The 24812-nt window shown below is 64.3% G+C and carries 30 protein-coding genes; 11 read left to right on the top strand and 19 right to left on the bottom strand.

Translation table 11 applies throughout. The features are described 5' to 3' along the window. Positions 1-88 precede the first annotated feature (88 nt). Together paaI and paaK are read left to right on the top strand one after the other, a co-directional pair. A complete protein-coding gene (paaI, locus tag ACGYLA_RS04795) occupies positions 89-526 on the top strand; it encodes a hydroxyphenylacetyl-CoA thioesterase PaaI (protein ID WP_394430732.1) in 438 nt (145 codons plus the stop codon). Further along, positions 526-1836, top strand: coding sequence for a phenylacetate--CoA ligase PaaK (paaK, locus tag ACGYLA_RS04790; protein ID WP_394430730.1), 1311 nt, complete (start codon positions 526-528; stop codon positions 1834-1836). The genes paaI and paaK overlap by 1 nt, the downstream gene beginning before the upstream one ends. A gap of 9 nt (positions 1837-1845) precedes the next feature. On the opposite strand, the gene ACGYLA_RS04785 is transcribed toward paaK, so the two are convergent. Further along, a complete protein-coding gene (locus tag ACGYLA_RS04785; protein WP_394430728.1) occupies positions 1846-2307 on the bottom strand; it encodes an I78 family peptidase inhibitor in 462 nt (153 codons plus the stop codon). A 253-nt stretch (positions 2308-2560) separates the two neighbouring features. On the opposite strand from ACGYLA_RS04785, the gene ACGYLA_RS04780 reads away from it, so the two are divergent. From ACGYLA_RS04780 to ACGYLA_RS04760, 5 genes are read left to right on the top strand one after another with little or no spacing between them, the layout of a single operon-like run. Then, complete coding sequence (locus ACGYLA_RS04780; RefSeq protein ID WP_271688814.1) at positions 2561-3490, top strand: AEC family transporter; 930 nt, start codon at positions 2561-2563, stop codon at positions 3488-3490. A gap of 28 nt (positions 3491-3518) precedes the next feature. Continuing rightward, complete coding sequence (gene fghA, locus ACGYLA_RS04775; RefSeq protein ID WP_394430726.1) at positions 3519-4352, top strand: S-formylglutathione hydrolase; 834 nt, start codon at positions 3519-3521, stop codon at positions 4350-4352. A 3-nt stretch (positions 4353-4355) separates the two neighbouring features. After that, positions 4356-4808 (top strand): YaiI/YqxD family protein, encoded by a 453-nt coding sequence (locus tag ACGYLA_RS04770; RefSeq protein ID WP_394430724.1) that lies wholly within the window; start codon positions 4356-4358, stop codon positions 4806-4808. A gap of 32 nt (positions 4809-4840) precedes the next feature. After that, on the top strand, positions 4841-5461 hold the full coding sequence (locus ACGYLA_RS04765; RefSeq protein WP_394430722.1) for an HAD-IA family hydrolase: 621 nt from the start codon (positions 4841-4843) through the stop codon (positions 5459-5461). Next, complete coding sequence (locus tag ACGYLA_RS04760) at positions 5458-6372, top strand: ornithine cyclodeaminase family protein (RefSeq protein WP_394430721.1); 915 nt, start codon at positions 5458-5460, stop codon at positions 6370-6372. The genes ACGYLA_RS04765 and ACGYLA_RS04760 overlap by 4 nt, the downstream gene beginning before the upstream one ends. Here the strand turns inward: ACGYLA_RS04760 and ACGYLA_RS04755 are convergent. Then, positions 6369-7610, bottom strand: coding sequence for an MFS transporter (locus ACGYLA_RS04755; protein WP_322328485.1), 1242 nt, complete (start codon positions 7608-7610; stop codon positions 6369-6371). The two genes, ACGYLA_RS04760 and ACGYLA_RS04755, sit on opposite strands and share 4 nt — an antisense overlap. 123 nt (positions 7611-7733) lie before the next feature. Here ACGYLA_RS04755 and ACGYLA_RS04750 point away from each other — a divergent pair, with 123 nt between their 5' ends. After that, a complete protein-coding gene (locus tag ACGYLA_RS04750) occupies positions 7734-8165 on the top strand; it encodes an Lrp/AsnC family transcriptional regulator (protein ID WP_271688809.1) in 432 nt (143 codons plus the stop codon). Between the two features lies 1 nt (position 8166). On the opposite strand, the gene ACGYLA_RS04745 is transcribed toward ACGYLA_RS04750, so the two are convergent. The 4 genes from ACGYLA_RS04745 to ACGYLA_RS04730 are packed head-to-tail and all read right to left on the bottom strand — an operon-like array spanning position 8167 to position 11130. Further along, a complete protein-coding gene (locus ACGYLA_RS04745; RefSeq protein WP_394430719.1) occupies positions 8167-9120 on the bottom strand; it encodes an OmpA family protein in 954 nt (317 codons plus the stop codon). Next, complete coding sequence (locus tag ACGYLA_RS04740; protein ID WP_209218503.1) at positions 9117-9686, bottom strand: peroxidase-related enzyme; 570 nt, start codon at positions 9684-9686, stop codon at positions 9117-9119. Before ACGYLA_RS04740 ends, ACGYLA_RS04745 begins: the two co-directional genes overlap by 4 nt. Positions 9687-9697: 11 nt before the next feature. Continuing rightward, entirely contained in the window at positions 9698-10414 is a 717-nt protein-coding gene (locus ACGYLA_RS04735; protein WP_394430717.1) for a GNAT family N-acetyltransferase, read from the bottom strand. Beyond that, a complete protein-coding gene (locus ACGYLA_RS04730; RefSeq protein ID WP_394430715.1) occupies positions 10411-11130 on the bottom strand; it encodes a competence/damage-inducible protein A in 720 nt (239 codons plus the stop codon). Before ACGYLA_RS04730 ends, ACGYLA_RS04735 begins: the two co-directional genes overlap by 4 nt. A gap of 47 nt (positions 11131-11177) precedes the next feature. Between ACGYLA_RS04730 and sfsA the strand changes: the two genes are divergently transcribed. Both sfsA and map read left to right on the top strand, forming a co-directional pair. Then, positions 11178-11885 (top strand): DNA/RNA nuclease SfsA, encoded by a 708-nt coding sequence (sfsA, locus tag ACGYLA_RS04725; RefSeq protein WP_394430713.1) that lies wholly within the window; start codon positions 11178-11180, stop codon positions 11883-11885. A gap of 51 nt (positions 11886-11936) precedes the next feature. Beyond that, complete coding sequence (gene map, locus ACGYLA_RS04720; RefSeq protein WP_271688803.1) at positions 11937-12767, top strand: type I methionyl aminopeptidase; 831 nt, start codon at positions 11937-11939, stop codon at positions 12765-12767. A gap of 28 nt (positions 12768-12795) precedes the next feature. On the opposite strand, the gene ACGYLA_RS04715 is transcribed toward map, so the two are convergent. The 8 genes from ACGYLA_RS04715 to ACGYLA_RS04680 form a co-directional block, all read right to left on the bottom strand. Further along, on the bottom strand, positions 12796-13872 hold the full coding sequence (locus ACGYLA_RS04715) for a DUF1513 domain-containing protein (RefSeq protein WP_394430711.1): 1077 nt from the start codon (positions 13870-13872) through the stop codon (positions 12796-12798). Further along, complete coding sequence (locus ACGYLA_RS04710; protein ID WP_394430709.1) at positions 13872-14858, bottom strand: imelysin family protein; 987 nt, start codon at positions 14856-14858, stop codon at positions 13872-13874. The genes ACGYLA_RS04715 and ACGYLA_RS04710 overlap by 1 nt, the downstream gene beginning before the upstream one ends. Further along, a complete protein-coding gene (locus ACGYLA_RS04705; RefSeq protein ID WP_394430707.1) occupies positions 14858-16399 on the bottom strand; it encodes a di-heme oxidoredictase family protein in 1542 nt (513 codons plus the stop codon). The genes ACGYLA_RS04710 and ACGYLA_RS04705 overlap by 1 nt, the downstream gene beginning before the upstream one ends. A 52-nt stretch (positions 16400-16451) precedes the next feature. Then, entirely contained in the window at positions 16452-16937 is a 486-nt protein-coding gene (gene bfr, locus ACGYLA_RS04700) for a bacterioferritin (protein ID WP_136720255.1), read from the bottom strand. Next, the gene (locus ACGYLA_RS04695; protein ID WP_271692854.1) at positions 16934-17182 is read right to left on the bottom strand and encodes a bacterioferritin-associated ferredoxin; all 249 of its coding nucleotides are present in this window, start codon (positions 17180-17182) and stop codon (positions 16934-16936) included. The genes bfr and ACGYLA_RS04695 overlap by 4 nt, the downstream gene beginning before the upstream one ends. 61 nt (positions 17183-17243) lie before the next feature. After that, entirely contained in the window at positions 17244-18506 is a 1263-nt protein-coding gene (locus ACGYLA_RS04690) for an imelysin family protein (RefSeq protein ID WP_394430705.1), read from the bottom strand. A 128-nt stretch (positions 18507-18634) separates the two neighbouring features. Next, the gene (rsmD, locus tag ACGYLA_RS04685) at positions 18635-19192 is read right to left on the bottom strand and encodes a 16S rRNA (guanine(966)-N(2))-methyltransferase RsmD (protein ID WP_394430703.1); all 558 of its coding nucleotides are present in this window, start codon (positions 19190-19192) and stop codon (positions 18635-18637) included. Continuing rightward, positions 19189-20394, bottom strand: a complete 1206-nt coding sequence (locus ACGYLA_RS04680) for an NAD(P)/FAD-dependent oxidoreductase (RefSeq protein ID WP_394430701.1) — start codon at positions 20392-20394, stop codon at positions 19189-19191. The genes rsmD and ACGYLA_RS04680 overlap by 4 nt, the downstream gene beginning before the upstream one ends. A gap of 88 nt (positions 20395-20482) precedes the next feature. On the opposite strand from ACGYLA_RS04680, the gene ACGYLA_RS04675 reads away from it, so the two are divergent. Further along, positions 20483-20971: a peroxiredoxin gene (locus ACGYLA_RS04675; RefSeq protein WP_209218513.1), complete on the top strand. Its 489-nt coding sequence runs from the start codon at positions 20483-20485 to the stop codon at positions 20969-20971. 218 nt (positions 20972-21189) lie between these two features. On the opposite strand, the gene ACGYLA_RS04670 is transcribed toward ACGYLA_RS04675, so the two are convergent. The 5 genes from ACGYLA_RS04670 to ACGYLA_RS04650 are packed head-to-tail and all read right to left on the bottom strand — an operon-like array spanning position 21190 to position 24805. Beyond that, positions 21190-22035, bottom strand: a complete 846-nt coding sequence (locus ACGYLA_RS04670) for a mechanosensitive ion channel family protein (protein WP_394401907.1) — start codon at positions 22033-22035, stop codon at positions 21190-21192. A gap of 12 nt (positions 22036-22047) precedes the next feature. Then, positions 22048-22356, bottom strand: a complete 309-nt coding sequence (locus ACGYLA_RS04665; RefSeq protein ID WP_209218515.1) for a 4a-hydroxytetrahydrobiopterin dehydratase — start codon at positions 22354-22356, stop codon at positions 22048-22050. Beyond that, positions 22353-23540: a GNAT family N-acetyltransferase gene (locus ACGYLA_RS04660; RefSeq protein ID WP_394430699.1), complete on the bottom strand. Its 1188-nt coding sequence runs from the start codon at positions 23538-23540 to the stop codon at positions 22353-22355. The genes ACGYLA_RS04665 and ACGYLA_RS04660 overlap by 4 nt, the downstream gene beginning before the upstream one ends. Positions 23541-23588: 48 nt before the next feature. Continuing rightward, positions 23589-24350: a glycerophosphodiester phosphodiesterase family protein gene (locus ACGYLA_RS04655; RefSeq protein ID WP_394430697.1), complete on the bottom strand. Its 762-nt coding sequence runs from the start codon at positions 24348-24350 to the stop codon at positions 23589-23591. After that, positions 24347-24805 carry a RidA family protein gene (locus ACGYLA_RS04650; RefSeq protein ID WP_394430695.1) on the bottom strand — a complete coding sequence of 153 codons (459 nt, stop codon included), beginning with the start codon at positions 24803-24805 and terminating at the stop codon, positions 24347-24349. The genes ACGYLA_RS04655 and ACGYLA_RS04650 overlap by 4 nt, the downstream gene beginning before the upstream one ends. Positions 24806-24812: the final 7 nt, after the last annotated feature.

The following is a 24812-nucleotide window of genomic DNA, read 5'->3' as shown; positions in this document are numbered from 1 at the left end:
CATGGCCGAAAGCACCCCTCAAAATTTCTTGAAAGCGTTACAGAATTGTGCAACCAATCTTGAAAATGAAACACAAAGGCATGACGGAATGACCCCAGACGCCCGCGCCCGCAAATGTGCCGAGGTGATGTTCGCCCGAGATTCCGCCTCGGCCGGATTGGGCATGAGGATCGACGAGGTCACCCCCGGCGGCGCGGTTTTGTCGATGTCGGTGCGCCCGGACATGCTGAACGGGCATGGGATTTGTCACGGAGGTTTCATCTTCACGCTGGCCGACAGCGCCTTTGCCTTTGCCTGCAACAGCTACAACCAGACCACTGTCGCCCAGCAGAACCAGATCACCTATCTCAGCCCCGGCCAGCCGGAGGAGCGGCTGACCGCCACCGCATGCGAAGTGTCGCGCAGCGGTCGGTCGGGCATCTATGACGTGACCGTCACGGGCGAGGATGACCGTGTCGTGGCCCTGTTTCGCGGGCTCTCCCGCAGCATCAAGGGCCAGCTATTTACCGAGGAGGAGCCGACCTGATGAAAGACCTGACCCCCGCGAAGGATACGCTCGACCCGATTGAGATCGCCAGCCGGGACGAGATCAGCGCCCTGCAATTGGACCGTCTGAAATGGTCCCTGCGCCATGCCTATGACAACGTGCCCTTCTACAAGCAAAGCTTTGACGATGCGGGCGTGCATCCTGATGATCTGAAACAGCTTTCCGATCTTTCGCGCTTTCCCTTCACGGTAAAGACTGACCTGCGTGACAATTACCCCTTTGGCATGTTCGCCGTGCCGCGTGATCAGGTGGCGCGCATTCACGCATCCTCCGGCACCACCGGGCAGCCGACCGTCGTGGGCTATACCAAGGACGATCTGGCGAACTGGGGGCAAGTCGTCGCCCGCTCCCTACGCGCGGCGGGGATGCGCCCGGGCGATATGCTGCACAATGCCTATGGCTATGGGCTGTTCACCGGCGGCTTGGGCATCCACCTCGGCGCCGATGCGCTTGGCCTGTCGACCGTGCCGATCTCGGGCGGGATGACCCCGCGCCAAGTGCGCCTGATCGAAGATTTCGCCCCCAAGGGCATCACGGTCACCCCGTCCTACGCGCTGTCGATCTTGGATGAATTTGCCAAACAGGGCATCGACCCGCGCCAATCCTCGCTCGAAGTCGGCATTTTCGGGGCCGAACCCTGGACCAACGCCATGCGGCAGGAGATCGAACAGGCTTTCGACATGCATGCGGTCGATATCTACGGCCTCAGCGAAGTCATGGGGCCGGGCGTGTCGATGGAATGTGTGGAGACCAAGGATGGGCTGCACATCTGGGAGGATCATTTCTATCCTGAGATTATTAACCCCGAAACCGGTGCCCCGGTTGAGGACGGCGAGATGGGCGAGTTGGTCTTCACCTCGCTCACGAAACAGGCCTTCCCGATCATCCGCTACCGCACCCGCGACCTGACCCGCCTGCTGGCGGGCACCGCGCGCGCCATGCGGCGGATGGAGAAGGTGACCGGGCGCAGCGACGACATGATTATCCTCCGCGGCGTCAACATCTTCCCCACCCAGATCGAAGAGGCGCTGATGGCCACGCCGGGCTTGGCTCCGCATTTCCAGATCGAACTCTCGCGCCCCGACCGGATGGATCAGATGCGCGTGCTGTGTGAATGCGCTGACGCCAGCGTCACCACCGATGCCCGGGCTGCTGCGATCAAAGCGCTGTCGGCACAGATCAAACAGACCGTCGGCATTTCGGTCACGGTTGAGGTCATGGACGTGGGCGGCGTTGCCCGGTCCGAGGGCAAAGCCGTGCGTATTCTCGACAACCGCCCCAAGGGCTAGGGAAAGACCCTAGCCGCAGGTGACTTTGGCGATTTTGCCTTCCGCGTCCAAGACGATGTTGGTGCGGTTGGGATTGGCGTCCATCGTCACCGGGTCGCCCTCGGTATAAACGCGCTTGGGCTCGGAAACGATGCTCGCCGCCGACTTCGGGCGGCCGATCAGCCCCCACCAACTGCCTTCTTTGCAGGTGTCGGTCGGGCGCTCGGCGGCTGCGAGCTCTTCCTGACCGTTGTCCTCAGAGGGGCTGGAGGTGTCATTCACCGCATTGACCACCGAATCCGGCAGCGGCTTGGGCTTGGCCGGGCTGCTGGGGGTTTCGGACCGCGCAGGGGCCGATGGCTCAGAGGCAGCCGGTGGCGGCGCGGGCGTGGTCGCCACAGGCGCGGGCGCCGGGATCGGGTTCTGCACCGGCGCTGTCGATAATTCGGCGCAACCGGCCAGCACTAGGGGTGCCAAGAAAACTACTTTCATATTCCAAACCTCGTTCTTCGGGTGGCGTCCATCCTGCAACAGGTAGCTCCCTCCGCTGCCCCGCCAAGGGTGGGGCGCTTTGCGTTTGCTGGAACCTGCCGATGGGACTGCTGTGGCAGCGAGATCACGGAGCCGCCCGAGGCGATTCCGCTGGCCGCAACCCCTTGAGCGCGCAGGTGGTGTCGATCGGTTCGGCCAAGACCCACGCCCTGCCCCATTGCACCCCAAGGGCGGGCTGGCTAATGCTTGACCCATGGTCGCGATCTTCCTGAAAACCCTGCCGTTCTTTGCGCTGATCGGCCTTGGCTACTGGGCCGGGCGCACGCGGTTTTTTTCTGCCGAAGCGACGGCCTATCTCACCAAATTCGTCTTCTACTTCGCCCTCTCGGCGATGCTGTTCCGCTTTTCCGCCAATCTGTCCTTGGCCGAGGTCTGGGACAGCCGCCTTGTCGCCGCCTACCTCTGGGGGACGGCCTTCGTCTATGCCATCGCCAGCCTCGTCGGTTTTTTGCGCGGGCTCGATGTGGCCACCAATGGGATCGAGGCGCAATGCGCCGTGATCGGCAACACCGGCTTTCTGGGCGTGCCGATGCTGACGCTGCTCTTAGGGCCGGATGCCATCGGCCCCGTGCTGCTGGCGCTGACCGTCGACATGATCATCTTTTCCAGCCTCATCGTGATCCTGATCACCGGCTCCCGCGAGGGGCAATTGCGGCTGGCGACACTCAAAACCGTCGGGATTGGCCTGCTGAAAAACCCGATGATCGTCGCCATTACACTCGGGTTCCTCTGGTCCGGCTTCGGCATCCCGATCCCCGTGCCGCTGAACGAATTTCTGGCCATCCTTGGCGGCGCCGCCACCCCCGGTGCCCTTTTTGCCATCGGCGCCTCGCTGGCCTCTAAATCCGCCGAACGGATCGAGATCGCGGGCTGGCTGACTTTCTGCAAACTGGTGCTGCACCCGCTCTTCGTGGCCTTTGGCGCGCTGTTTCTCTTCGGCGTCGACCCGTATAAAGCCGGGGTCATCATCGCCACGGCCTCCCTCCCGGTCGCGGGCAATGTCTATATGCTCGCCCAACACTACGGCGTCGCCCCTCAGCGGGTCTCTGCCGCCATTCTCGTCTCAACCACAGTTAGTATCGTGACCGTCAGCCTTGTCGTAGGTTGGGTCTCGGCCCTGTGACATATCCAATTTCGAAAGGAACGCTGCCATGAAAACCATCTCGGAAAACGCCTGTTTCGGTGGCACGCAGGGGGTCTACTCCCACGCCTCCGACTCCTGCGGCTGCGACATGACATTCGGCCTGTTTCTCCCCGCCGAGGTGCAGGACGGTCCGGTCCCGGTGCTGTGGTATCTCTCAGGGCTGACCTGCACCCATGAGAACGCCATGACCAAGGCGGGCGCGCAGGCTTGGGCTGCCGAACACGGCATCGCATTGGTCTTCCCCGACACCTCCCCGCGTGGTGACGATGTGGCCGATGACGATGCTTACGACCTTGGCAAAGGCGCGGGGTTTTATGTGAACGCGACCCAAGACCCTTGGGCGGCGCACTATCAGATGTGGGACTATTTGGCCGAGGAACTGCCGAGCCTGCTGGCAGAAAACTTCGCCCTCGATATGGAGCGTCAAGGCATCACCGGCCATTCCATGGGCGGGCACGGCGCGCTGACGCTGGCGATGAACCTGCCGGGGCGTTTCCTCTCGGTTTCTGCCTTCGCGCCGATCACCCATCCGACGGCGAGCGATTGGGGCAAAAAGCAACTCACCGCCTATCTCGGCACGGATGAGGCCGCTTGGGCCAAACACGACAGCACCCTGCTGATGCGCGATAAAGGCTTCGACGGGCCGGTGCTGATCGACCAAGGCAGCAGCGACCAGTTCCTCGACCTCTTGATGCCCGAAGCGCTGGCCGAAGCCATGGCCGCCAAACGGCAACAGGGCAGCTTCCGCATGCAGCCGGGCTATAACCACAGCTATTTCTTCGTGGCGAGCTTCATGGAAGATCACGTCGCCTTCCATGCCGACGCGCTCTACGCAGGCTGAACGATGACCGTGCTTTACATCGACGCCGACGCCTGCCCCGTGAAGGCCGAGGCCGAGCGGGTCGCGACCCGCCACAAGATCAAGATGTTCCTCGTCTCGAACGGCGGGTTGCGCATGTCGCAAAATCCGTTGGTCGAGGTGGTGATCGTGCCCGACGGGCCCGACATCGCCGACATGTGGATCGCCGAGCGGTGCGGGCCGGGCGACGTGGTGGTGACCGGGGACATCCCGCTGGCCGCCAAATGCGTCGAAGCGGGCGCAAGGGTGCTGAAACACAATGGCGAGGCGCTGACCGCGCGCAATATCGGCAACGTGCTGGCCACCCGCGACCTGATGGCCGACCTGCGCGCCGCCGACCCCTTTCGCCAAGGCGGCGGCAAGGGGTTTACAAAGGCCGACCGCTCCCGTTTCCTCGAAGCATTGGAGCGGGAACTGCGCGCGGCGGCGCGGGGGTAGGCCCGCGTTAAGCAATTGTTAGGGCAAGTGATATGACACCACAGGCGGTCGTTTTCGACATCGGCAACGTATTGATCGAATGGCAACCGGAGCGGTTTTACGACAGCGTCATCGGCGAAGATCGCCGCCGCGCCATGTTCGACGCCGTGGACCTGCACGGCATGAACGACCGCGTCGACAGCGGCGAGAATTTCCGCGACACGATCTATGCCATGGCCGAGGCGACGCCTGAGTGGGGCGATGAAATCCGCCTCTGGCACGACCGCTGGATCGAGATGGCCGCCCCGGTGATCGACCACTCCCTGCGGTTGAAGAATGCGCTGCAAGCGCGTGGCGTCCCGGTCTTCTCGCTCACCAACTTCGGCATTCAAAGCTATGATCTGGCCGCGACCCATTACCCTTTCCTGCGCGAGTTCGACCGTGATTTCATTTCCGGCCACCTCGGCATGATCAAACCCGCGCCCTCAATCTACGAGGCCGTGGAAAAGGGCAGCGACCTGCCGCCCGAAGCCCTGCTTTTCACCGACGACCGCGCCGACAACATCGCCGCCGCCGCCGCGCGGGGCTGGCAAACCCACCATTTCACCGGGCCGCAGGGCTGGGCCGACCGTCTGGTCGCCGCCGGCCTGCTGAGCCGCGAGGAGGCCGCATGACCGACATTCCGAACATCTCCTTCGACGCGGGCGAGGCGCTGCTGGATTGGATCGCGCTTACCGATGCGCTGGCCGCGGGCCACGACCTGCCGAAGGCCGAGATCGGCGACACGTTCCTCTACCGCGGCAAGGACACGCTCTTAAGCCGGTCGGCCTGGATCGACGGGCTGGGCATCGCGGTGAAATCCGCCACGATCTTCCCCGGCAACCCGGACCGCGAGGTGCCGATGGTCAACGGCGGCGTCTCGCTTTTCGATGATGTCACAGGCACGCTCTCCGCCATCGTGGACTTCCACCTCGTCACCAAGTGGAAGACCGCGGGCGACAGCCTCTTGGCCGCGCGTCGGCTGGCCCGACCGGACAGCGAGAATATCCTGATCGTCGGCGCGGGCACCCAAGGCCGGGCGCTGCACGCGGCCTATTCCGCGGCTTTCCCGAACGCCCGTTTCACGGTCTGGAACCGCACCGCGAAGAACGCCGAGGCGATGGCCGCAGAGCTCAAGATCAACGTGGCGACCGATCTGGAGCAGGCCGTGCGCGCCGCAGATATCGTCACCTCTGCCACCATGTCGACCGACCCGCTGATCAAGGGCGATTGGTTGCAGCCCGGCCAGCACGTCGATCTCATCGGCGCCTACCGCCCCGACATGCGCGAGGTGGACGACACGGCGCTGCTGCGCGCCCGCGTCTTCGTCGACAGTTTCGACACCACCATCGGCCATATCGGAGAGATCAACATCCCGCTTGAGGCAGGCACCATCGCCCGCGATCACCTGATCGCGGATTACTACGACCTTTCGGCCTTCACCCGGCAGAGCGATGACGAAATCACCCTGTTCAAGAACGGCGGCGGCGCGCATCTGGACCTGATGACCGCCAACCACATCCTCGAACGCTGGCGCGCGCGTTAAGCGGTCACCAGCCCCTCGAGCCGTTTCTCGCGGATCGGCAGATGCACCACGGCGCTAAAGGCGCCCACGGCCACGCCGACCCACCAGACGGCGGTGTAGCTGCCGTAGATGTCGTACATCCGCCCGCCCAGCCAGACGCCGAGGAAACTGCCCAGCTGGTGGCTGAAAAAGACGATCCCGTAAAGCGTGCCCATGTAGCGCAGCCCATAGATATGCGCGACGAGGCCGGAGGTCAGCGGCACCGTGGCGAGCCAGAGCGCGCCCATCCCCACAGAGAACAGGATCACCGTCATCGGCGTGATCGGGAACATGATGAAGGCCGCCGCGATCACCGTGCGCCCGACATAGATCCCCGCCAGCAGGTATTTCTTGGAATAGCGCTTGCCCGCCCAGCCCGCCAGCAGCGTGCCCGCGATATTGGCAAGACCAATGAGCGAGATCGCCACCGCGCCAAGCGCCGAGGTGGTGGTGATGCCGATGTTGTGCAGCACGCCGCCCGCGAGGATCGGACCGCACATCTCGGTCACGAAGGCCGGGAAATGCGCGGTGATGAAGGCAAGCTGATAGCCGCAGGAAAAGAAGCCCAGAAAGATCAGCGTATAGGAGGGATCGCGGAAGGCTTTGCCGAGGATCTGGCCCATCGACTCTTCCAGCTCGGCCCGGCTCGCCATGCCGGGCGCGCGCATCATCGGCAGCGTGAGCAGCATCAGCAGGATCACCCCCGCAAAGCTGACGAAGGTCATCTGCCACGACATGAAGCTCAGCATCCATTCCGCCACTGGCGCGCCGAAGACTTGGCCTGCGCTGCCCGCCGCCGTGGCGATGGCCAGCGCCATCGAGCGGTTCTCGTCCGAGGCCGCCCGCCCCACCACGGCGAGGATCACGCCAAAGCCAGTTCCCGCGATGCCGAAGCCCACGAGCCAAGCATAGGTTTGATGTTCGATCGGCGTCGCGGAATTGGCAGACAAAAGCAGCCCCACCGCATAGACCACCGCCCCGATGATAATCGCCCGCCTATCGCCAATCTTCTCGGCCAGCGCGCCAAAGATCGGCTGCCCGATGCCCCAAGCGAGGTTCTGAATCGCGATGGCGAGGGAGAACTCGCTGCGCGCCCATGCGAATTCCTCGGCAATGGGGATCTGGAACACGCCAAAGGAGGCCCGCACGGCGAAGCTGACCATGATGATGATACATCCGACCATCAGGACCGGGGTGAACAGGGGCGCGCGGCTTTGCATGGAGGTATTCCTTTCCGCGGCAGATTATGGGTTTCCCCGGCGTCGTCAATTGCGCATCCCCAAAGACTGGCCAGCCCGCCCGCGCTGCCGTAAACATTGTCCAACAAAGCGAACGGGAACCCCATGGACGAGATCGACAACAAGATCATCGCAGAACTGCGCCGCGACGCGCGCATGTCCTATTCCGCGCTGGCGGCCACCACGGGTCTGTCGCGGGTGACGGTGCGCGCGCGGGTGGAACGTTTGGTCAGTTCCGGCGCGATTTTGGGGTTCACGCTGATCCTGAAAGAAGACATACGCCACAGCCCAATCCGGGGCCATACGCTCTTGGCCATCGAAGGGGCGGGCACCGACCGGATCAAACGCATTCTTGCAGGCATGCCCGCGGTGCAGGCGATCCATGCCACCAATGGCAAATGGGATTTGATTGTCGAGACGGGGACGGAGACCGTCGAAGAACTCGACAGCGTGTTGGGTCAAATCCGCCGGATTCAGGGGGTAAGTTCAAGCGAGACGAACCTGCTGCTGGCCACCCAGATGACGGTCACGACCTAGGCTATTGCACCGAGAGGACCACCACCTCGACCCGCCGGTTCTGTTCGCGTCCCGCTTCGGTCAGGTTGCTGTCGCGCGGCGCGAGATAGCCCGCGCCCTGCGCCTCCAGCCGGTCGGGGGCCACGTCATAGCTCTGAACCAACCTGTCCCGCACCGCTTCTGCCCGTCTGCGTGACAGGGCGGTATTGGCCTCCAAACTGCCCACCGCATCGGTATGACCGACCAGCGCCACCCGCAGACCCGGCTCTGCCTTGAGCAATTCGGCAAGCCGCGCCAGGGTCGCAAAGGGGCCAGGGCCAAGCGCGGAGGTGCCGGTCTCGAACTCCAACCGGTTGAGCACCAGATGCCCCTCGGCCTTCAGCACCGCCGCGAAATCCTCCGTGGCGGTGGCAAGCGGCACCGCGCCGGTTGGGGTGGGCGTGACGGGGGGGGTGCCGTCTTCCGGCGCATCCCCGCTGCGGGCTTGGATGATCTGCACATAGGCCGAGGTCGCCGCCGTGCTGGCAAGGATGCTGATCGCCTCGGTCGGTGTGCCATCCTCATCTCGCCGCAGGGCGGTGATGAAGTGGAAGGCGCGCAGGTTCACATACATGTTCGGCCCCGGCAGCACCTCTATCGCAAAGCGGAAATCGAACCCACCGCAGTCCCGTGCGGCGCAGTCGAGCACGATGTCAAAGCCCGTCCCTTCAAGTTGCCGCCGCAGCGGGCGCATCACTTGCAAGGCGGTCAGCCCCGGCGTGTCCATCCGCCAAGCGGCGCGGCGCACGTCGCCATCGACATTGACCCGTGCCACCTGCCCTTCGGCATAGACACCCACGGGCGCGGCGTAGCGATCCGGCGCGGTGTTGCGTTCCGCCGTCAGCCGCGCGGTGCTGGGCAGCGCCAGTTCAAGCGCCGCCGCCGGGGCCGCCAGCAGCACCCCGGCCAGAGCCGCAGCGACGCGCGCCCGGATCATCGCGCCTGCGCGTGGTAATCGTCGTTGGGGCGCATGTCGGTGGCGCTGGCCACCCGGTTGGTCATGTTAAAGAAACCCGCCACGCTGGCGATGTCAAAGATGTCACGGTCGGTGAAGCCTACGTCGCGCAGCGCCTGACGATCGGCTTCTTCGACTTTGGCGCTCGCCTCGGTCAGCTTCACCGCGAAATCCAACATGGCGCGTTGTTTGGCGCTGATCTTGGCCACGCGGTAGTTCATCACCAGCGCCTCGCCCAATTGCGGATCGCCCGACATTTCGCGCACCGCCGCCCCATGGGCCACGAGGCAATAGTAGCATTTGTTGACCGAAGACACCGCCACCGCGATCATCTCACGCTCAAGCTTGCTGAGCGCGCTGTCGCCCAGCATCAGATCGTTATACATGCCGGTAAAGGCGTTCAGCTTGTCGATGTCAAAGGCATAGGCGCGCAGCACATTGGGCACCATCCCGAGCTTTTCCTGACAGACATCGAAATACTTCTGCGTCGCTTCTGGCAGCGGATCGACCATCGGCAGATCAAGGGCGGTGGGCATGTCGTTGGCCATGGGCTTATCCTTCACTCGGTGCTTTGACGATAATGATAGTGCCCGACCGGGGCAAAGCCCAGCTTGGCATAGAGCGCATGCGCGCGGGTATTGGTATCAACGCAGAGGACCGACAGGCGCGTGGCCCCCTGCGCCTGCCCCCAATGGGCGGCGGCCCGCATCAGCCAAGTCGCCACGCCTTGGCGTTGTTGATGGGGCAGCACCTCAACCGCGTGGACCATACAGATATCATTGTGCACCCCGGCAAAGGCTACGCCTGCGGGTTTCTCGTTCCAGCGGGCAAGGATGCCGGTCTTGGTTGCGGCCCGGTCCATCACGGCAAGGCGCGCGGGGCCGACCCCGCCGACGGCCCAGACCTCGGCCATGATCGCCAGCGGCTCCCAAATGCAAAAGGCGGTGACCGGGGGCATCGGTATATCGGTGAGGCGGGTGATCGGCAGGCTCAGCACCGTGACCGGATCGACCACGTCGTACCCCCGCGCGGCCAGCAGCGCGTCGAGGTCATCCTCCCCCGCGCGGACCATGAACAGCGGGCGCTGGTCCATCTCGCGCATCGCCGCTTCGGCGGTCGGAATGTCGGCATCGGAGATCGCCCCACGCGCTGTCGCCGCCGAGACCCGCTTGCCGCCGCCCTGCCCTTCGCGCAGGGACCATGGGCCGTGCTCGACGCGCCGCGCAGCGGGCCATGTCGCGTCGCCCGCGTCGAAAAACGCCTGCGCCTCGCTCATGCGAAGGCGGCCTTGAGCTTGGCCATCGCGGCTTCGACCATCCCCGGATCGCTGCCCCGGATCACCACATGCGCGCCAAAGACACCGTCCTTTTGAAACGGGTAGCTGCCCATCGACAAATGCGGATATTCCTCGGCCAGCGCCCCCAGCGGCCCGGCGATATCGCCCTCGCCCCGGTCGATGCGCAGGGTCTCACTGATCAGCGGCGCCCCCCCGGTCAGCCCCGGCAAGACACTGGCGACCATGGCCTGAAACACCGCAGGCACCCCGGCCATCACATGCACGTTTTCGACGATGAACCCCGGCGCGGCAGAGACCGGGTTCTCGATCAACGCGGCGCCATCAGGGATGCGCGCCATGCGCAGGCGCGCCGCGTTCATCTCGGTCCCGGCGCGGGCGTAATGTGCCGCCAAAATCTCGCGCGCATCGTCGCGCACGTCGATGTCGCGGTTAAAGGCGGCGGCGATGCAATCGGCGGTGATGTCGTCATGCGTCGGCCCGATCCCACCCGAGGTGAAGACATGGGTATAGGCCGACGACAGCGCCTGCACGGCGGCGATGATCGCCCCATGATCGTCCGAGACCACGCGCACTTCGCGCAGATCGATCCCCACTTTCGTCAACTCCCCCGCAAGGTGATGCATATTGCTGTCACGGGTCCGGCCCGAGAGGATTTCGTCGCCGATCACGATCATCGCGGCGGTGGGGTTTGACATGGGGCGGCTCCTTGAGGATGGCGTCCCTTCGGTATAGGCCGCGCCCCATGCGCTTTCAAACCCAACTTGTCCCCGCCCGGCTGATCCGCCGCTACAAACGCTTTCTGGCCGATTGCAGGCTTGAGGAGACGGGCGAAGAGGTGGTGGCCCATTGCGCCAACCCCGGCTCGATGATGGGGCTGGCGGAACCGGGCAGCCGCATCTGGCTGGAGCCGAACGACGATCCAAAGAAAAAGCTGGACTACGGCTGGCGGTTGGTGGACCATGAAAACGGCCATTTCACCGGCGTCGACACCGCCCTGCCCAACCGCGCGATGAAGGCAGCGCTGATCGCGGGTGAGGTCGCCCCGCTCGCCGCCTATACCGAGGTGCGGCCCGAGGTGAAATACGGCGAAAACTCCCGCATCGACTTCCTGCTCAGCGGCAATGGCCTGCCCGATGCCTATGTCGAGGTGAAATCCGTCACCCTGTCACGCGAAACCGGGCTGGCTGAATTCCCCGACAGCGTGACCGCCCGCGGGGCGAAACATCTGGGCGAGTTGGCGCGGATGGCGCAGGCCGGGCACCGCGCCGTGCTGCTCTATCTGGTGCAGCGCACCGATTGCTCGCAGATGCGCCTCGCTGCCGATATCGACCCGACCTATGCCGCCGCCTCCCATGCCGCGCGGGCGGCGGAGCTGGAAATCTACGCCATCGGCACCCATATCACGCCCCAGGCCGTCACACTGGCGCAACCGATCCCCTTCGCGGGCTGAGCCGCTCTGGCCCTCGCCCGAAAGCCACGTTAAGTAGGAGCGAACACAAGCATGGAGAGAGCGGTGAACAACGCACACCGAGGCCGCCAGACGCGCGACGGCATTCGCATTTACGAGCCTTCCGATCATGCCGGGATGCAGGCAGCGGGCCGTCTCGCCGCCACAATCCTCGACGAGATCGCAGAGCATGTCTTCCCCGGTCAGACCACCGGAGAGTTGGACCGCCTGATCGAAGAAAAGGTCAACGCCGCCGGGGCAAAATCCGCCACCATCGGCTACAAGGGCTACAAACACGCCAGCTGCATCTCGGTGAACCATGTGGTCTGCCACGGGATCCCCAGCGACAAGAAGCTGAAAGACGGCGACATCCTGAACATCGACGTGACCGTCATCGTTGATGGCTGGTTCGGCGACACCAGCCGCATGTATGTGGCGGGCAAACTGTCGCGCAAGGCCGAGCGGCTGATCAACGTGACCCACGACAGCCTGATGCGCGGGATCGAAGCGGTGAAGCCGGGCAATACCTTTGGCGACATCGGCCATGCGATCCAGACATTTGTCGAAGGCCACCGCATGTCGGTCGTGACCGACTTCTGCGGGCACGGTTTGGGGCAGGTCTTCCACGCGCCACCCAACGTGCTGCACTATGGCCGCCCGGGCACCGGCGCTGTGCTTGAGCCGGGCATGTTCTTTACCATCGAGCCAATGGTGAACCTTGGCCGGGCCGAGACCAAGACCCTCGCCGACGATTGGACCGCCGTCACCCGCGACAAATCCCTCTCGGCACAGTTCGAACATTCGGTGGGCGTGACCGAAGACGGGGTGGAGATCTTCACCCTCTCGCCCGGTGGTTTGTTCCACCCGACCTACAAGACCGACTAAATGCGGCGGGGGCACGGCCCCTGCCCGCCTATGCGTCGATGGCAACCAAATGATTGTCCCACGCCCGTTTGGCCGTGGTCAGCCGCGACAGCGTCGCCTCTTGCAGCGACAGGATACCGCCCAGCCCATCCGTAGCCACGAAGCCCCCCCGGCCCGGTGCCAGCCCGCAGACATCGGCGCGGCGATGACTGGCGAGGAATGCACCCTTGTTGTCAAAGACATGCAGCCACCCGCCGCGCGGTGACGTGATCCCGACCGCCCCGCCATCGGCGGCAAATGCCACGCTGCCCGCGTAGCCCTGCATCGCGATTTGCTCGGCCAGATCGGCCTCGGCCAAGATGGGCTCTTCCCCGCGCCGGTGCAGCCCCAGCAGCGGCACGCCGTCGCCCGGCTCCCCCTGCCATTGCATCGCAAAGGCCACCTGCCCGTCCGGCGCCAAGGCCAGATGCCGGATCGAATTCTTATGCAGGTCATCAGGCGGCGAAACCTGCTCCAGCACTTCGCCCGAGAGGCTGACATAAGACAGATTGGGCCGCATCACATCAATGTTCAACTTCTCCCGCCCGCTGTCGGGATGGGTGCGGATGCCGCCATTGGCCACCACCAGCACATCCTCGGCCCAGCGACGGATTTCATGGGGGCCGACCCCGCCCGAGGCGATCTCTCCGATCCGGGCATAGCCCTTGGCGCGGGACCACAGGCCGATGCGCCCTTCGCCTGTGTCGATCTCATTCTCGCTGGTGGCGAGGATGGCCCCGCCTTGCAAAAACGCCCCATGCCCGTAGAAATGGCGCCCCTCTGGCGCGTCGAGCCGATGGGCCACACGGCCCTTCTCACAGTCGATCACCAGCGCGAACCGGCCCGGGCGGCGGGCAAAGGCGACCGCCTCGGCCGCGGTGGGATGGGCGGCAGCGGCATGGCCCCGGTCGGGCAGCGGAATGCGGAAAATGTCGTGGCCGGACCCGTCCAGCCCGAAAAGCGCATAGGCCCCCGAAGGGTCACGCGCGGCGGCAAGGTAGACGGGGCTTCCCGCGGCGGCCCAGCCCATTGCGGGCAAGCTCGACGCGGCGGCGAGACCGGCGAGGAAATGGCGGCGTGAGGGCATCAATCCCCATCCGCCGAATTGAACCCAACCGAGACGCCAAGCGCCGGGGCGATCTCTGCCCCCACCGCCTCGGAAATGGCGCGCACATCGTTTTGCAGCGCCTCGACCCGGATACGGCTGATCGGATCGACCACCCCGGCAAAAACGGGGTCTTCCAATGCACGCGCGGCGCTCAAGGCGCGGTCGAATGCGGCATCGGTCTTGGGGGTGGGCGCGTCCGACAGCGTGTCTGCCAGTCCGTGCAATGCTTCGAGCGACAGGACCACATTGCGCAGGCTACGGCCCGAACGGCGCGCCTCGGCCACCTGCGGCTTCGGCGCATCAAAACTGCCCATCGGGCGGCCTAGACGTTGGTCCGCGACAAATTCGAGCCCGGTTGCCAAAGCCGTGTAAAGCGCCTGCGATGCCTCGCGCGGGCTGAGGAAACGGTCATTGCCCGCCTCCCCGGCGCTGCGGAGCGCGGCGGCGAAACCCTCACGCCATGCGGTGTCGACCTCGCGGCCCAAATTGGCCAGGTCGGCCGCCATCGCGCGGGCCAATGCGCAGCTATAGCTCTCGGCCCCGTAGCCTGCGAAGTCATCGTCATAAAGCAGCCGTTCCAGCGCAAAGAGCCCCCGCGCGGCGATGGAGACTTCGGCGTAATCCCCGCTTGTCGCGATCGGGTCTTCTTCGGCCACCATCCGCGCCACGCTGCGCCCCACCAAGCCGCGCGTATCGGGCCAAAAGGCGATGGCCAGCCCGCGCCCGTCTTCCTCTAGCGGTCCGAGGGTCAAATGCGCGATGCCGAGCCATGCGTCGAAAGCCTCCTGATAGGCCGGGCGCAGGGCGGCATCGGTGCAATCGGCCTGCGCCGCCGCATGAAGCGCCGCCGTGGCCGAGGCGAAACGGGCGGTGCCGGGCAGCGCGTGATCTTGGATCACCTCTTCCACCCCAGCGAGGGCGGGGGCGGCGGTCAGAAGGAATGTGGCGGTCAGCAGGCTGCGCATCAGAGGCTCTCCAGATAGCGGATCAGGGCGTCACGGTCGGCTTTGGGCATGTCGACCACGGCATCGCGGGCGGGCTGGGCTTCGCCGCCGTGCCAGAGCACCGCTTCGAGCAGCGACCGCGCCCGCCCATCGTGCAGGAATTGGGTATGGCCGTTGACCTGTTCGGTCAAGCCGATGCCCCAGAGCGGCGCGGTGCGCCACTCGCGCCCGTTCGCGCGGCCCTCGGGGCGGTTGTCGGCCAGCCCTTCGCCCATGTCATGCAGCAAAAGATCGGTCATCGGCCAGATCAGCTGAAAGCTCTGCTCGGGCTGGTCCTCCAACCGTTCGGTCACGAATTTCGGCTGGTGGCAGGAGGTGCAGCCGACCTCATGAAACACCGCCTTGCCGCGCAGCACCTCAGGCGCGCCGACATCGCGGCGGGCGGGCACGGCCAGGTTGCGGCTGTAGAATGTCACCAGATCCAGCCCTTCGGCGTCGATCTCGGTGCCACGGTCGTCACCATCCCCATGGGGTGCCGCGCGGCAGGCGGTCTGCTCCGCCGTGCAATCGCCCCATGCCGCGTCGAAAATGGGGGAGGAAATGCCAATGTCGCCTGCAAAGGCGCTGGCGGATTGTTCGCGGATCGTCGGCGCCCCGGCTTTCCAGCCGAAACGGCCCAGGATCGGACGCGCGTGTTCAAAGGACCAGACAATCTGCGCCCGGCCCGAAATGCCATCACCATCGGCGTCCTCCGGGTCGGCCAGCGCCAAGATATCTGCCGCCGGGATCGCCTCTAGCAGGCCAAGCCCGATCATCGGCGGGGCGACGCGGGGGCTGAGCATCGCGCCTTCGGCCAAGGGGCCATAGCCGAGGTCTTCGGCGCTGTAGGTTGGGCGGCGCAGGCTTGCTGTCTCCCCATCCGACAGGGCGACCTCCACCTCTTCATAACTCACGCCGAGACGGTATTCCGCCGGATGGCCCGCCACCCCGAAATCCTGCAATTGCCCGCCATAGACCGGATCGGGCCGCGTGCGCGGGGTCTTGTCGCCGACCGAGAGCAGGAACGCCTCAATCTCGCTCATCGCCTCTTCGGGGGGCGTGGGAACCGAGATGCGCAGGAACATCGACACCGCGTCATCCTCGGGTCCCTCGGGGGGATGGCCGCGCCCGTCTTTCAGGTGGCAGCGCTGGCAGGAACGCGCGTTGAAAAGCGGCCCCAGCCCGTCAGAGGCTAGCGTCGACGAGGGCGAAGAGACCCAAAGCTTTTTGAACAGCCCATTGCCGACCTTGAAATCCAACTCCCGCTCGAAAGGGATGTTGCCCGAAGGCAGCGAAAACGCATCGGCATTGCCGCGCGGGCTGACCGTGGCGGCCCCTGCGGGGTTCGTCTCAAAGGGTTCGGGCTTGTCGAATTCGGTCGCGGGGGCGGTGACCTTGGCGATCCGGGCGGCCTCTTCCGCGGTGCGGGGGATCACCTTGAGATGCGGTTCCTCCAATGCTTGCGGGGCCGCGGCGGCCATGCTCGCGGCGGCCACCGTGAGCATCGGAATAAGGAATCGCATGGGAAATGCCTTGGATAAGCGGCAGGCCCGAAACCGGGCCTGCCCGTCGAAGTTACTTGCTGTCGTCTGTCGGCTTGGCCTGAAGCTGGCCGTAGACGGCCTCGCCCAGTTCCGCCTGAAGCGCCAGTTGGGTTTCGAGGAAGTCGATATGCCCTTCTTCATCGGCAATCAATTCTTCAAACAGGTTCTTCGAGACGTAATCGCCCACCTGATCGCAGTGATTGCGCGCCTCAATATAAAGTGTGCGCGCCTCATGCTCGGCGGCGAGATCGGCCTCAAGGCATTCCTTGACCGTTTCACCAATGCGCAGCGCGTCCAGCTTTTGCAGGTTGGGGTGCCCTTCGAGGAAGATGATCCGTTCGATCAGCTTGTCGGCGTGGTTCATCTCTTCGATGCTTTCCTCGCGCGATTTATCGGCAAGCCGACCATAGCCCCAGTCTTCTTGCAGCCGGTAATGCAGCCAGTACTGGCTGACCGCCGTCAATTCGCTGCGCAGTGCAGCGTTGAGATATTCGATGACCTTGTCGTCGCCCTTCATGAACCTGTCTCCTTGTTTGGTTTCGCCTGACGTAGAGTGGTTTTCAGCACAGGCACGGAAAAGTTGCCATTTCCGCGCATGGTAGACAAGAAGAGAGGCATGCACCCCCCGCAATCGGCTGCTTTGCCCAAAGCGCGGTATACTTTGCCGGCAGTAATAACCGTTCGCGCGTCCGAGGCGCGCATCCAGTCGATGGCATTGTTGATGTCGCGATCGGTGATGTTCTGACAGTGACAAACAATCATGGTTTTGCGTATTCCTTGGCTGGCCCCGGGCCGCCGCAGCGCCCCGGGGGAAAGTTTAGGATTACTGGAAGACGGCCTCCGGCGCGTCGAGGCTGTCGGAGCCTTCAAAGGCGATCTCGTCACCGCCCAGAGCCGTCACCGCGCGTTCAATGGCGCGGGTCTGGTTCACCAGCGCGTCGACCGCGCCCATGATCAGCGCCTCGCCTTCGGCATTGCCGCGCTCAAGCATCATGTCATAGCTGAAACCCGCTTCGGCGGCGGTCTTGATCTGGCCCAGCTCCACCATGGAGGCGTTCAGCTTGGCGCGCAGGTCTTCATCGACACCCGCGTCGGCACTGGCCACCAGATCGGACAGCGACGCGCCCGAGACCACACGCCCATCGACGCGCAGGTATTCGCCCAGATAGACGTTACGCACGCCCAGACCGTCGTAGTAGTGGCTGTTGTGGGTGTTGTCCGAGAAGCAATCATGCTCTTCCTCGGGGTCGTTCAACATGACGCCCAGCTTCATCCGCTCCCCGGCCTGTTCGCCGTAGGAGAGCGAGCCCATGCCGGTCAGGATCGCGTCGATCCCGGCGTCTTCGTCGGCCAGCACGGTGGCGCGTGCCTCACCGCCTTCGGCCCATTGCCCGGCCATCCATTCCAGATCGCTGACCAAGAGATCGGTGGCGGTCTTGAGGTATTGCCCACGGCGGTCGCAATTGCCGCCGGTGCAGTCGTCACCCGCTGCGTAATCGGTCCAAGGACGGTCGCCCGCGCCGTGGTCGGTGCCGTTCAGGTCTTGGCCCCAGAGCAGGAATTCGATGGCATGGTAGCCGGTGGCGACATTGGCCTCGACCGCGCCCGCCTCATGCAACTGCCCTTCGAGCAGTTCTGGCGTGATCTCGGTGGCGTCCACCTCTTCCCCGCCAAGCGTGAATGTCGGGTTGGCGATGACGTTCAGAACCGCCAGTTGGTTCTCATCCGTCTCACCGCCATAGGAGGCGTCGACATAGTCGATCAGACCTTCGTCCAGCGGCCATGCGTTTACCTTGCCTTCCCAGTCATCGACGATGGCATTGCCAAAGCGGAACACCTCGGTCTGCTGGTAGGGCACGCGGGCGGCCAGCCATGCGGTTTTCGCGGCCTGAAGCGCCTCCGCAGAGGGGGAGGCGATCAGCGTCTCGACGGCGGCTTGCAGGGTCTGCGCGGTGGTCAGGCTGTCTTCGTATCCGGCCTGCGCGATGTCGGCATAGGTGTCCAGCACCTCGGCCTTGCCTTGGGCGAATGCCGGGGCGGCGGCGAATGTGATCAGCGCAATGGCCGTGGACGCTTTGAGGCGCATCGGATGTCCTTCCTTGAAAATCACCATGGTCCCGACACAGGGCGTATCGGGCCTTCGGGCAATAGGTGACTTATTTTGTCGGAAAATACAAGGTACAACCTCACGCGGGCTGAACCTAGGGAACCCCGTTAGTTGGTGGCCCTTTCCAACAGGGTCACATGGGTATCGCCATATTTGCGCGTGTCGATCCCGGCGAATCCCTCAGGCGCCTGCATGGGGGCGCTTTCTTCCCAGACGACCATCGCCCCGGGGGCGAGCCAGCCACCTTCGGCCGCCGCGACAAGCGCCTTTTGCCCCATGGACTTGCCATAGGGCGGGTCGAGAAAGACCAGATCGAAAGCCGCCTGCGTCCACGGCCCCAGCCGCGTGGCATCGTGGCGCAGCAATTGGGTGTCCGCCGCCGTGTCCAGCTTGCGGATATTCTCCCCGATCAGCCGCTGCCCGCTGCGGCCATTCTCAACGAAACAAACCGATGCGGCCCCGCGCGACAGCGCCTCGAACCCAAGCGCGCCGGTGCCTGCAAAGAGGTCCAACACCCGCGCGCCTTCGATCACGTCGTGATGGGTCAGCATCGAAAAAAGGCTTTCGCGCACCCGGTCCGAGGTCGGGCGCAGATGCGCCCCGGCGTCGCCCTTGCCAAGTGCCGCCAGCGGGCGGCCCCGGTATTTCCCAGCGATGATCCTCATGCCCGCAGGAGCGCCTTGAGGTCCGCCTCGGGGTCCGCGACCAAGGCGGGATCGGGCGATTTGCCGGCCTCAATTAACCGTTTGCCGACCATATAGCCCCGTGGATCGTTCGCCGCATCGACGGCCAGCAAAGTCTCACCGCGGTAATACCAGAAGGACGCACTGCCCTCGCCCCGGCGGGTGACGACGCGGTCATAGCCTGCGTTCAGCCCGGCGATTTGCAGCTTCACGTCATATTGATCTGACCAGAACCACGGCTTGGCGATGTATTCCTTGCCCGCGCCAAGGATGTTTTCGGCCACGACCTCGGCCTGTTCGATGGCGTTCGGCACGCTTTCCAGACGGATGCGCCCGCCGCGATAGGGGAATGAGGTGCAGTCCCCTGCCGCCCAAATGCCGGGCAGGTTCGTGCGGCCCTGCGCGTCGACCTTGATGCCGTTGTCGATCTCGACCCCCGCGCTGGCGGCCAGCGCGATGTCGGGCGCGATGCCGACGCCGGTGATGACGAAATCGGCGGCGATCTCTGTGCCGTCGCTCAGCAGTGCGCCGGTGACATGGCCCTCGCCCAAGAGCCGCTCCAGCCCCACGCCTTCGCGCAGGCGCACGCCGCGGCTTTCGTGCAGGGCGCGGAAATAATCGCTGGTCTCCGGCGCCGCGACCCGTTGCAGGATCCGGTCGGCCATTTCCACCAGCGTGACCTCAAGCCCCAGCTTGGCCGCGACCGCCGCCGCCTCCAGCCCAATATAACCGCCGCCGACGATCAGCACCTTCGCGCCTTCGACGAAACGCGGGGCCATGGCATCGACATCCGCCAGATCGCGCACGGTAAAGACACCCTCCAGCGCCCCGCCAATCGCGGCGGGCAAGCGGCGCGGGGTCGAGCCGGTGGCGAGCACCAGTTCGTCATAGGCGACAGCGCCGTCGGAGGTGCTCAGCACCCGCGCCTCGGGGTCAATCGCCGTGACGCGGCAGTCGGTTTTCAGCGTGATCCCTTGATCGGCGTAGAATGCCTCGGGCCGGAGCAAGAGACGCTCTTGGCTCATCTCCCCCAGCAGGTAGCCTTTGGACAGGGGCGGGCGTTGGTAAGGGGGGCACGGCTCGGCGCCGATGAGGGTGATTTTCCCCTCGAACCCGCCGCTTCGCAGTTTTGCCACGCATGACGCCCCCGCCTGCCCGGCTCCGATCACCACCACATGCTGCATCTGCCATCCCCCGATTGATCTGGTCTCAGTCGCGGTCAAAGCCTATATCTGGCCCCAAGACAACCGCAATGACAGGAGAGGCTATCCCATGACGATTTCTCAAGGTTCGACACTGCCGGACGCGAAACTGGTTCAGATGGGCGCCGACGGGCCCGAGCCGGTGCAGATGGCCGACAAGGTCAAAGGCCGCAAAGTGGTGATCTTTGCCGTGCCGGGCGCCTTCACGCCGACTTGCCACTCTGCCCATGTGCCCAGCTTCGTGCGCACCAAGGATCAGTTCGACGCCAAGGGCGTGGATGAGGTGATCTGCATTTCCTGCAACGATCCTTTCGTGATGAAGGCTTGGGGCGAGGCGACCGGCGCAACCGAGGCCGGGATTACCATGCTCGCCGACGCGAGCAGCGCGTTCACCCGCGCCATCGGCATGGAGTTCGACGCCGAGGGCGCCGGGCTGGTGGGCCGGTCCAAACGCTATGCGATGCTGGTCGAAGACGGTAAGGTCACGCTCTGGCAGCCCGAAGAAAGCGCAGGCACCTGCGAGATTTCCGGCGGCGAAGCGTTGCTGGATAATATGTAAAGTGATGGGCAGCGGCTGACCGGATCAGGCGCTGCCCATTCAACGATCCGCCCGGCACACCGGGCATCGCCCTCCCTCCCCCCGGAGGGCGATTTTGCAAGGGTCTGGCAGACGGAACCTCAATTTAGGGTGAACCGGCCCGCCATACAGCGAGCCCCTCATCGCCCCCCAGGGAGGGCGATGCCCTTCGTTTCAGCAGGCAACGCCCTTCAGACGCCTTACTCCGCCGCCTGAACGATTGTGCGCGTGGGGAAGGGGATATCCACCCCGCCCTCATCTAACGCCTCTTTGACCTTGCGGGTCATATCGGCCTTGAAGGCAAAATAATCATCCGCGCTGCACCAGACCCGCACAAGGAAATCCACCGAACTATCGTTGAGGTTGTTCACCTGAATGAAGGGCTCGGGATCCGTATGCGCGCGTTCATCCGACATGATCGTGCTGCGGATGATATCCTCGGCGGTCTTGAGGTTCGCGCCATAGCCCACACCAAAGGTCCACTCCGCCCGGCGCGTCGGGTTGACGGAATAGTTGGTGATCACATTGCCCCAAACCTCGGAGTTCGGCACGATGACCTGCACGTTGCTGAGATCGGCCAGAACCGTGTAGTTCAGGTTGATCTGTTTGATCGTCCCCATCTCGCCCGCGATCACAACGAAATCGCCGATCTTGATAGGGCGGAACAGGATCAGCATGACGCCCGCGGCCACGTTCGACAGGGTGCCTTGCAGGGCCAGACCAATCGCCAGACCCGCCGCACCGATGACTGCCACGACCGATGTCGTCTTGACCCCGAAGGTATTGAGGACAAAGAGAACGGTGAAACCCAGCACCACATAGCGCACGATGGAGGCGAGGAATTCGAACAGCATCTCATCGAGATGCTTGTGCCGCTTGCCCAGATTCTCGACCCGGTGTTGCAGCCAACTGGAAATGATCCAACCCAGCAACAGAATGGCAATCGCGGCGATCACCGAGCCCGCCGCGCTGGCCAAGAACTCCAGCGTCAGCAGATCGGCAACTGTCTTGCCCTGCCACAACTCGGTTTCAAACAAATCTTGCATCCGGTCTCTCCGTCAGTCTTTGCCGGCCCCAAAGAGACCATCCATCTTACGCGCCAGCTTCGCGTCGAGCGAGCTGAGCCCATCCACATCATGGGTGATCAACGTTACCTCCACCCGGTTGTAAACGTTGCTCCATTCCGGATGGTGATTCCATTTTTCCGCCCAGATTGCTACCCTTGTCATCCAGCCAATGGCATCCACGAAATCACTGAACTTGAACGTCTTGTGGATCGCATCCCGGCCTTCCACCATCTCCCAGCCCGTGTTGAACAGCGGCTGAAGCAGGGTCTTGCGGGTTTCGATGCTCAATCTTTCGGTCATTCTTGTTCCTCGATCGTCGTCTTTTTGAAAGGTCCGTAATCGGTCAGCACGCTGATCTCTTCGTCCACGGCGTCGCGTTCGGCTTGCAGATACTCCCCCACGGCGGCGGCAAAGCCCGGGTCGCGCATCCAATGCAGCGACCATGTGGGCGAAGGCAGATAGCCCCGCGCGAGCTTGTGTTCGCCCTGCGCGCCCGCCTCGACACGGGCAAGGTGGTGGGCAATGGCGAAATCCATGGCGCGATAGTAGCACAGTTCGAAATGCAAAAAGGGGTGGTGTTCGGTACAGCCCCAGTAGCGGCCAAAGAGCGTCTCGCGCCCGATGAAGTTGAGTGCCCCGGCCACCCAGTGCCCGTCACGTTCGGCCAGCACCAATGCAATATCGTCGCGCAGATTTTCCTGCGCATGGTCAAAGAAGTCCCGCGTAAGATAGGGCGAGCCCCATTTCCGCGCGCCGGTGTCTTGGTAGAACTGCCAAAAGGCATCCCAATGTTCCGGCTCGATCTGGTCGCCGGTGACGGTATGGATCGTGCCGCCGAAGTCCTGCGCCTGCGCGCGCTCTTTGCGGATGTTCTTGCGCTTGCGCGAGGACAGGCTGGCGAGGAACCCGTCGAAATCCGCATAGTCACGGTTGTGCCAATGGAACTGCTGGCTTTTGCGGATCATCAGGCCAAGCTCTTCGGCCCGCGCGACTTCGCCCTCGGTGCAAAAGGTCACATGCAGCGACGACAGCGCGTTGTTGTCGGTCAGCTGCACCGCGCCTTGAACCAGCGCGGCGGTGCCCGCCTCTTCGAACCCGGGCCGCACTAGAAAACGCCGCCCGGTGGCGGGGGTATGCGGCACCGCGATCTGGAGTTTCGGGTAATAGCGCCTGCCCGCCCGCTCATAGGCGTGGGCCCAGTTGTGGTCGAAGATATATTCGCCTTGGCTGTGGGATTTGGCATACATCGGCGCAACAGCGATCACTTGGCCCGCGATCCGCGCCACCAGATACTGCGGCTGCCAACCGGTGCCGGGGCCGACCGAGCCGCTTTGCTCAAGCGCCGAGAGGAAGCGATAGGTGGTGAAAGGATCGCGCGGACGGCCCCCATCCGCGGCCTCGGGACAGGCGCAGGCGTCCCAATCCTCTTGGCCGATCTGCGCCAATTCCGGCACCACGGTAATCTCGATTTCCTGCGCGTTCATCTGAGCCTTGCCTGCCTTGGGTCCTATGTGTGGCCTCGGCCTCGCAGATCAAGGGCGCGGGCGCGGCAGATAATCCTCGAAGGTCACGTTCTGCGCCACCTGACGCGCGATTTCTTCCTCCGCTTGGCTGCGGATCGTCCAGCAGAGCACCGCCGCCCCCTCGGCCTTGAGTTCCGCCACGCGGGGGCGGCTCAGATCGTCGGCCTCATGGCTGATGAAACAAGACCCGCTGTCGGCGTAATCGGGAATCTCGCGCAGCCGGTCGCAGGTCGTGGCGGGCAGCGGCCATTCACCGGGGCGATAGGCGCTGGTGGTCAGACCGCGCGGCACCTCGGGCAAAAGCCGGGCCAGCGCGCGCACCGAATGCGGGTTGAAGGACATGACCGCCAGATCACCGCGGTAGCGGCCAAGCAGTTCCGCCGCGGCGGCCTCAAGCGCACCAACATCCGGCCCCATAGCACCGTCCTGATCCTTGAACTCCACCAAGAGCGGCACGCGCCCGGCGACGAGGTCGAGGATGTCCTCAAGCGTCGGAATCCCCTCATCACCGCCCCTCAGCGGGATCGCGGCAAGGGCATTTGCGTCGCGCAGCCGAACCGCCCCCTGTTCTGCCGTCAGCCGTTCCAACCCGTAATCGTGGAACACCATCGGCTTGCCATCGGCGCTGAGTTGCAGGTCGATCTCGATGCCTAGCCCCGCATCGACAGCCGCGCGCACGGCGGCGCGGCTGTTTTCGGGCCGTCCAGCGGCAAGGTCATGCAGCGCGCGATGCGCCAGCGGAATGTTCAAAAAGGCGGCAGGAAGGGTCATTCGATCTCAAAGATGCCTTCGATTTCGACCGCGACACCCAGCGGCAGCGACGCGGCAGAGACCGCCGAGCGGGCGTGACGGCCCGCATCGCCCAAGGCCTCAACCATGAAATCGGATGCGCCGTTGATCACCTCGGGCTGGTCCGTGAAATCGGCGGTGGAGTTTACGAAGCCAGTCAGTTTCACCACCCGTTTAAGCCGGTCCAGATCGCCATCACAGGCGGCGCGGACCTGCGCCAGAAGGCTAAGCGCACAGCTGCGCGCGGCGGCGGCACCGGCGTCGACATCCATATCGGCGCCCAAACGCCCGGTGATCAACCCATCCGGCCCGTTGGAGATCTGGCCCGAGACATAGACGGTATTGCCGGTGACCACGAAGGGCACATAGTTCGCAGCGGGTGCGGGCGCGTCGGGCAGGGTGATGCCGAGATCGGCAAGGCGGGCGGTCAGGGACATGACGGGC

This window comes from Sulfitobacter sp. 1A13679 (assembly GCF_043557115.1).
Taxonomy (GTDB): Bacteria; Pseudomonadota; Alphaproteobacteria; order Rhodobacterales; family Rhodobacteraceae; genus Sulfitobacter; species Sulfitobacter faviae.
Note: the sequence above shows the minus strand (reverse complement) of the source record. Positions and strands in the feature narration are given on the sequence as shown.

Excerpts from the sequence above, each read along its gene's own strand:
- ACGYLA_RS04680 (WP_394430701.1), bottom strand. The coding sequence starts at position 20,394 with ATGCAGCATGTGGTGGTGATCGGAGCCGGGCAGGCGGGGGCGTCATGC.
- rsmD (WP_394430703.1), bottom strand. The coding sequence starts at position 19,192 with ATGAGGATCATCGCTGGGAAATACCGGGGCCGCCCGCTGGCGGCACTT.
- ACGYLA_RS04670 (WP_394401907.1), bottom strand. The coding sequence starts at position 22,035 with ATGCAAGATTTGTTTGAAACCGAGTTGTGGCAGGGCAAGACAGTTGCC.
- ACGYLA_RS04715 (WP_394430711.1), bottom strand. The coding sequence starts at position 13,872 with ATGCCCTCACGCCGCCATTTCCTCGCCGGTCTCGCCGCCGCGTCGAGC.
- paaK (WP_394430730.1), top strand. The coding sequence starts at position 526 with ATGAAAGACCTGACCCCCGCGAAGGATACGCTCGACCCGATTGAGATC.
- ACGYLA_RS04705 (WP_394430707.1), bottom strand. The coding sequence starts at position 16,399 with ATGCGATTCCTTATTCCGATGCTCACGGTGGCCGCCGCGAGCATGGCC.
- ACGYLA_RS04785 (WP_394430728.1), bottom strand. The coding sequence starts at position 2,307 with ATGAAAGTAGTTTTCTTGGCACCCCTAGTGCTGGCCGGTTGCGCCGAA.
- map (WP_271688803.1), top strand. The coding sequence starts at position 11,937 with ATGGAGAGAGCGGTGAACAACGCACACCGAGGCCGCCAGACGCGCGAC.
- ACGYLA_RS04745 (WP_394430719.1), bottom strand. The coding sequence starts at position 9,120 with ATGATCCGGGCGCGCGTCGCTGCGGCTCTGGCCGGGGTGCTGCTGGCG.
- ACGYLA_RS04660 (WP_394430699.1), bottom strand. The coding sequence starts at position 23,540 with ATGAACGCGCAGGAAATCGAGATTACCGTGGTGCCGGAATTGGCGCAG.
- ACGYLA_RS04655 (WP_394430697.1), bottom strand. The coding sequence starts at position 24,350 with ATGACCCTTCCTGCCGCCTTTTTGAACATTCCGCTGGCGCATCGCGCG.
- ACGYLA_RS04710 (WP_394430709.1), bottom strand. The coding sequence starts at position 14,858 with ATGCGCAGCCTGCTGACCGCCACATTCCTTCTGACCGCCGCCCCCGCC.
- ACGYLA_RS04665 (WP_209218515.1), bottom strand. The coding sequence starts at position 22,356 with ATGACCGAAAGATTGAGCATCGAAACCCGCAAGACCCTGCTTCAGCCG.
- paaI (WP_394430732.1), top strand. The coding sequence starts at position 89 with ATGACCCCAGACGCCCGCGCCCGCAAATGTGCCGAGGTGATGTTCGCC.
- fghA (WP_394430726.1), top strand. The coding sequence starts at position 3,519 with ATGAAAACCATCTCGGAAAACGCCTGTTTCGGTGGCACGCAGGGGGTC.
- bfr (WP_136720255.1), bottom strand. The coding sequence starts at position 16,937 with ATGAAGGGCGACGACAAGGTCATCGAATATCTCAACGCTGCACTGCGC.
- ACGYLA_RS04765 (WP_394430722.1), top strand. The coding sequence starts at position 4,841 with ATGACACCACAGGCGGTCGTTTTCGACATCGGCAACGTATTGATCGAA.
- ACGYLA_RS04675 (WP_209218513.1), top strand. The coding sequence starts at position 20,483 with ATGACGATTTCTCAAGGTTCGACACTGCCGGACGCGAAACTGGTTCAG.
- ACGYLA_RS04690 (WP_394430705.1), bottom strand. The coding sequence starts at position 18,506 with ATGCGCCTCAAAGCGTCCACGGCCATTGCGCTGATCACATTCGCCGCC.
- ACGYLA_RS04760 (WP_394430721.1), top strand. The coding sequence starts at position 5,458 with ATGACCGACATTCCGAACATCTCCTTCGACGCGGGCGAGGCGCTGCTG.
- ACGYLA_RS04780 (WP_271688814.1), top strand. The coding sequence starts at position 2,561 with ATGGTCGCGATCTTCCTGAAAACCCTGCCGTTCTTTGCGCTGATCGGC.
- sfsA (WP_394430713.1), top strand. The coding sequence starts at position 11,178 with ATGCGCTTTCAAACCCAACTTGTCCCCGCCCGGCTGATCCGCCGCTAC.
- ACGYLA_RS04730 (WP_394430715.1), bottom strand. The coding sequence starts at position 11,130 with ATGTCAAACCCCACCGCCGCGATGATCGTGATCGGCGACGAAATCCTC.
- ACGYLA_RS04650 (WP_394430695.1), bottom strand. The coding sequence starts at position 24,805 with ATGTCCCTGACCGCCCGCCTTGCCGATCTCGGCATCACCCTGCCCGAC.
- ACGYLA_RS04755 (WP_322328485.1), bottom strand. The coding sequence starts at position 7,610 with ATGCAAAGCCGCGCGCCCCTGTTCACCCCGGTCCTGATGGTCGGATGT.
- ACGYLA_RS04740 (WP_209218503.1), bottom strand. The coding sequence starts at position 9,686 with ATGGCCAACGACATGCCCACCGCCCTTGATCTGCCGATGGTCGATCCG.
- ACGYLA_RS04695 (WP_271692854.1), bottom strand. The coding sequence starts at position 17,182 with ATGATTGTTTGTCACTGTCAGAACATCACCGATCGCGACATCAACAAT.
- ACGYLA_RS04735 (WP_394430717.1), bottom strand. The coding sequence starts at position 10,414 with ATGAGCGAGGCGCAGGCGTTTTTCGACGCGGGCGACGCGACATGGCCC.
- ACGYLA_RS04770 (WP_394430724.1), top strand. The coding sequence starts at position 4,356 with ATGACCGTGCTTTACATCGACGCCGACGCCTGCCCCGTGAAGGCCGAG.
- ACGYLA_RS04750 (WP_271688809.1), top strand. The coding sequence starts at position 7,734 with ATGGACGAGATCGACAACAAGATCATCGCAGAACTGCGCCGCGACGCG.